This window comes from Candidatus Protofrankia californiensis, from assembly GCF_900634765.1.
GTDB lineage: Bacteria > Actinomycetota > Actinomycetes > Frankiales > Frankiaceae > Protofrankia > Protofrankia californiensis.
In genome coordinates this window covers 1-3,098 of sequence record NZ_CAAAFT010000215.1, presented here as the reverse complement: position 1 = coordinate 3,098, position 3,098 = coordinate 1, and the positions used below count along the sequence as shown (strand labels likewise).

The following is a 3,098-nucleotide window of genomic DNA, read 5'->3' as shown; positions in this document are numbered from 1 at the left end:
GCCGCCGTCAGGCGACCCCGGCCGGCCGTGCCCGCCTGCGCGAACGCACCACGGTCGAACACACCCTGGCCCATGTCGGCTACTGGCAGGGACGCCGCGCCCGCTACCGCGGGCTGCGTAAGAACCTGTTCGACCTCCGCCGGACCGCGGTGGTACACAACCTCCACGTGATTGCCCGCCAGAAATCCGATCAGCAAGCAGCCTGACTACTTGACCGGTGCTCTAGTGCAACGTTCCTCATTACGGTTGTAGATCGTCTGTGCCGGTGGGATCCTGGCAGGGAGGCGGTCTTTCATGCCGAAGTTGTTGTATGCCCGCCCTCCCGCGAACGCGGAGGAGGAGCAGAAGATCCGGAAGTTGGCCGGGTCGCGACACGCCCCCGGCGACTGGATCATGCGGGCGAAGATGATCGTGGCCAGCTGGGACGGTGAGCGCACCAGCACCATCGCCGCCCGGCTGGGCTGCCACATGCAGACCGTGCGCGAACGCCTGGCCCGGTTCAACGCCGAGGGCCTCGACGGGCTGGGTGACCGGCCCGGAGCCGGCCGCAAACCACGCATCACCGAAGACGAGCGGGGCCGCATCATCGCCCTGGCCCGCGCCGACCCCCCGGGCCGGCCGGTCCGCGATGACACCGGCGAGCTGAGCGCCGCCGACGAGACCGGCCCACCCCAGTGGACCCTGAACACCCTCACCGAGACCGCCCAGGCCGAGGGGATCCAGATCCAGCGCAGTCAGGTACGCCGCATCCTGCTGGCCGAGAAGGTGCGCTGGCGGCACACCCGCTCCTGGGCGGCAAGCCAGGACCCCGACTTCGTCCCACAAGGGCGGCGGTCGTCGAGCTCTACACCCACCCGCCGGCCGACGCCACGGTGATCTGCGCCGACGAGCTGGGTCCGGTGATCCCGCGTACGTTCCCGCCGACACCGGGCTGGTCACCCGACGGCCACCGCATCACAGCACCCCTGGAGTACTCCCGCGGCAGCGAGAAGACCTGGGTTTTCGGCGGCCTGCGCATCCGCGACGGCCAGGAGGTCACCTGCTGCGCCCCCTCGCGTAACAGCGACGGCTGGATACAGCTGTTGACCCGCATCGCCCAGGCCAATCCCCGCGGCCCGATCCGGGTGGTCACCGACAACCTGTCCACCCACACCAGCGGGAAGGTCCGCCGCTGGCTGGCCCGCCACCCGCGGATCCAGCAGGTGTTCATCCCGAAGAAGGCCTGCTGGTTGAACATGGCCGAGGGCTGGTGGCGGCTGCTGCGCCGGGCCGCGTTCGCCGGACAGACCTTCGTCGACACCGACGAGATCACCCACGCCGTCGACCTGGCCACCGCCCAGCTCAACGCTCGCGCCAAGCCCTGGGTCTGGGGACGGCCGGCAGCACCAACCCGGAAACTCCGCCGCCGGTTTGTGTACCTCCTTTGAGGAAGGTTGCACTAGTAAATGGGAGCCGATCGTGCTCGCATAGTCACGCGAACGACTCTCCAGGTACGGGGATTCTGGGCCTTCGCGAGCCACGGGACTCCATCAGCCACAGACGAGTTCGACTGGTGCGGACATTGGTCACATGCCTGCCAGGGGCTGAGGCCCGGTCGTGTGGTGCCGATTCTGAAACGGCGGTCAGAACATTTCGTTCAACAACGGTTAGACAACACCGTTTTATGATCTTCCGGTCGTAAGGATGAGAGGGACTCGGGCGGGTCGGACCAGTCTTCCCAGACCTTCTGGAGGCACCCGTCATGTCTGGCCTCTCTCGGATCTCTTCTTGCTTGAGGGCGTTGCGCTGGCGGCGCGTGGCTGCCCGGCTGCTCGGCTGCTGCACGACAATCCCGCTGTTCCTGCTGGGCTCTGCGTCGGGCGCGTGGGCGCAGACTCCGACGACGTTGACTCCGGCGCCGGCTATGACCGTGGCGCCATCGTGGGGCGGTGCGCCGGGGTGGGACAAGGTGCAGGAGCTGCTGAATTTCGCCGCGGAGGCGGCGTTTGTCTGCTGCCTTCTTATGGTGCTCATCGGTGGCGCGGCGATGGCAATCAGCCGGGCAACCGGCTCCGGGGCCGCAGGCAACCGGGGTGTCGGACTCATCCTGGCCGGCGGTGGCGGCGTGCTAGTCATCCGGTTCGCGCCGGCCATCGTCAACTGGCTGCGGAACTGAGGCCGCCGCGATGGGAAGACATCGACAGGATCGCGGTGACGACCTCGTCCGGTCGCGGCACGGCATGACGCCCGGCGGGCGGCATCGGCGGATAGCCCGCAGCGGTGGATGGAGGCGCGGCGTTCTGGCAACCGTGCTCGCCATTCTGATCATGCTGGTTGCTATCGGCGCGGTGGCCGCGATTGTGCTGTTCCGCTCGTTGTCGCAGGGCTCCGTTACCGATAGATCGGCCTGCATGGCGACCTGCGCGGTAGCCGCGGACCCGGAGAGCAGCACATGGACGGACGGCTACGCAGGCGTGGGCTCTGCCGTGCCAGCGGGCAGCGCGTGCACCGAGAGTGGGTCGTGGTGTCCTTCGGCGAGCACGGTCGGCTACCGGGTTCAGGCGATAGACATCCCGGGACTGGGATGGCTGAAGGATCAGCTTGGGAACGCGGTCGTCGGCCCGGTGCAGGACGTGGCGAACGCGATTATCGGGACGATGATCGGCGGCGTTCTTGAGGCCTCCAGCCATCTCGTTGGAGGATTTTTTTCCCAAACCACGTTTCCTCATGTGACAACGCAGGAGTTCATCGGTCCAAACGGCGCCTATTCGATGGTGGCGTCGTTCAGCATGGTACTGCTCGTCGGCTACATATTTCTCGGTGTGATCCAGGGAATATTCTCCGGTGAGCCCGGCATGGCGATGGCAAAGATCGTGCGAGACATCCCCGTCGCTGTGCTGGCTGTGGTCGGTTGGCCCTGGCTCGTCGACCACGGGTTGATCCTTGCAGACGCCTTGTCCGAGGCGGTGCTACCGGCCAGGGATACCGCGACGCGGATGCTGGAAACGATCGCAGTCGACAATTTCAAGCCTCTTGGTGGGGGCGTTGTCGCGCTGCTGATGGCGACCCTGATGTGGATGACGTTGGCGGCTGGCTATGTCGAGTTGGTCGTGCGGACT

At 66.8% G+C, this 3,098-nt stretch carries 4 protein-coding genes and 1 pseudogene; all 5 read left to right on the top strand.

Translation table 11 applies throughout. The features are described from left to right. Positions 1–206 (top strand): annotated as a pseudogene (locus DD1DGNOD_RS11855) (IS5/IS1182 family transposase); the annotation flags it as partial. 88 nt (positions 207–294) lie between these two features. Beyond that, positions 295–876 carry a helix-turn-helix domain-containing protein gene (locus DD1DGNOD_RS11850; protein ID WP_131770119.1) on the top strand — a complete coding sequence of 194 codons (582 nt, stop codon included), beginning with the start codon at positions 295–297 and terminating at the stop codon, positions 874–876. Further along, a complete protein-coding gene (locus DD1DGNOD_RS11845; protein WP_131770118.1) occupies positions 873–1,427 on the top strand; it encodes an IS630 family transposase in 555 nt (184 codons plus the stop codon). Before DD1DGNOD_RS11850 ends, DD1DGNOD_RS11845 begins: the two co-directional genes overlap by 4 nt. Positions 1,428–1,741: 314 nt before the next feature. Next, on the top strand, positions 1,742–2,155 hold the full coding sequence (locus DD1DGNOD_RS11840; protein WP_131770117.1) for a hypothetical protein: 414 nt from the start codon (positions 1,742–1,744) through the stop codon (positions 2,153–2,155). A gap of 133 nt (positions 2,156–2,288) precedes the next feature. Beyond that, on the top strand, positions 2,289–3,098 hold an 810-nt coding region (locus DD1DGNOD_RS11835), incomplete at its 3' end, for a hypothetical protein (protein ID WP_131770116.1).

What these genes read in the sequence shown, in the direction of transcription:
- DD1DGNOD_RS11850 (WP_131770119.1), top strand. Translation starts at nt 295, where the DNA reads ATGCCGAAGTTGTTGTATGCCCGCCCTCCCGCGAACGCGGAGGAGGAG.
- DD1DGNOD_RS11840 (WP_131770117.1), top strand. Translation starts at nt 1,742, where the DNA reads ATGTCTGGCCTCTCTCGGATCTCTTCTTGCTTGAGGGCGTTGCGCTGG.